The organism is Pseudomonas brassicae (genome assembly GCF_010671725.1).
Classification (GTDB): domain Bacteria; phylum Pseudomonadota; class Gammaproteobacteria; order Pseudomonadales; family Pseudomonadaceae; genus Aquipseudomonas; species Aquipseudomonas brassicae.
Genome location: NZ_JAAHBU010000601.1, coordinates 1 through 2,076 on the forward strand (window position 1 = coordinate 1; position 2,076 = coordinate 2,076).

Here is a 2,076-nt window from a genome sequence, read left to right on the forward strand (position 1 = left end):
CCCGGCACGCTGCGTGTGTCGGGCAGCGTGCCAATCTCACCCAGCGCCACGCCGCCGACACGCGTGTCGAGCCCCAGCTCCTGACGCGGGGTATCGAGCAGTGGCCGGCTGCCGGTGCTGAGGTCGAGCGGCGCGACCAGGCTCGGCCCGGCCTGCTCGCGGGTGGCCAGGTCGATGCTCGAACCACCCAGCGTCCAGTTGCCCGGCGCTCCCGCTGCACCGCTGCCGGTGGCACGGGTACCCGCCTCGGCACTGAGGCGGAACAGCCCATTGCTGCCAGTCGGCAGCACAAAGCCCGGCAGGTCGAGCGGGTTGACCTGGCGCTGGGCCAGATCAGGCGGCAACTGCGCATTAATGCTCACCACATTGGGATTGACGCGCCCGGTGGTCTGGGTGTTCGCCCCGGTCAGTGCGTCGGTGGCATAGCCGGTGTTGTTACGCGTAACGCCGTTGCCCAGGTTGCGCGAAGCGCTGATGCTGACGGCCCCGCCCGCCTGCACCACCGCGTTGGCGGCGACGCCGCTGTTGATCGTGGTTTCGGTGGTCTCGGCCAGGGTGTAGCCGAGGATACGCTGCGGCACCGCAACGCCCGAGTTGGGCCGGTAGTAGGGGTTGGCCTTGCCGGTATTCTGGTTGCCCCTGGCGATCGGCGAGGTATAGCCGCCACCGTCGTCGTAGTATTCCTCGAAGTACTTGAACTGGGTTTTCGAGTTGTACTTGGCGTATTGGGCAAGTGCCCCGCCGTCACTCACCAGCCCCATCCACACGCTGGAGCGCTCGCTGTCATTGGGGTTGCGGAACTTGCGGGTACGCACCACGCTTTCGGTCGAGGCACCTTCGTTGAGGAAGTCGCCGGTGGCGATGTCGATCGAGGTGGCTGCGCTGACCAGGCTGTGCTTGTTTTCAAACAGGTCGGAGCGCACCGCCAGCGACCCGCCGGCATTGATCGAGGCCGCTGCGGAGTCGGCCTGGACGGTACGCGCGATCTCTTCGGTGACGTAGTACCAGAAGTCGTAGTGACGCCCCTTGCAGTCGATGCACTGGTAAGTGATGGTGCCGGAAAGCACCTGTTCGCTGACCGAGAAGGCGTCCTTGCGGTTGATCACGCTCTGCCCGTACAGGCCCATCGCGCCAGCGCTCTGCAGGGTGGCCGAGACGTTCTCGATGCGAGCGGCCCGGTTGAGCGCGGTATCGCGCGCCACCAGCAGGCTGCCCAGGCTGTAGACGGTCGCAAAGCGGTTGGTGAAATCACCGACCAGCAGGCGCATGTCGCCGCCGCTGGAAATCAGGCTCTGCTCAGCCGCGCTCTGGCCCTGGTTGAGCAACACCTGGCTGACGATGTCGAGTTGGCCGGCGCTGCCCAGCGTGCCGCTGTTGGTGAGTGAATCGGCGCCCAGGTAAAGGTCGGCGCCCGCGGTGATACGGCCCGCATTGGTGAACTGGCCGGTGCTGGTGACCCGCGTTGCAGCGGCACCGACAATGCTCGCCGGCGCCAGCAGTTGCACGCTGGCAGCACTCAGGTTCAGGTTGCCAAGGCTGGTGGCCTGGCCGCTGCCGCCGTAGGCGCCGGTCAGGGCGATGTCGAGGGCACCATTGCTGGCGATCAGGCCATCGTTGCTCCAGTTGCCGCCGCGGCCGATCAGGCTGTCGGACGCCAGCAGTTGCCCGCCACCGGTCTGTACCAGCTCACCCACATTCACGCTCAGGCGCCCGGCCTGGATCACGCTGCTGTTGGTCCAGCTGGCCGCATTGAGGGTCAGGCCACCCAGGGTGACGAAATCGCCACCGGCTTCACCGAGGGTAGCCATGCCGATCTCGAACTCGCCGGTGCCACCGTGCAGCACCTTGCCGCCACGGTTGGCAACGCTGCCCGCTTGCAACACCAGGCCGACGTTGGCGCTTTCCAGGCGACCGCCCTGGTTGTCGAGCAGCCCGGCAACCTGCAGCCGGGTGCGCCCGCTGCTGCCCAGCGCACGTATCTGCCCGCCCTGGTTGTCGAGGCTGGTGGCCAGCACGTCGAGCTGCGTGTCACTTTCGATGACGCCATTGCGGTTGCCCAACGCACCGCGCAGGCTG

At 67.0% G+C, this 2,076-nt stretch carries 1 pseudogene; it reads right to left on the reverse strand.

From position 1 onward, the window contains the following. Positions 1-2,076 (reverse strand): annotated as a pseudogene (locus tag G3436_RS26510) (heme utilization protein); the annotation flags it as partial.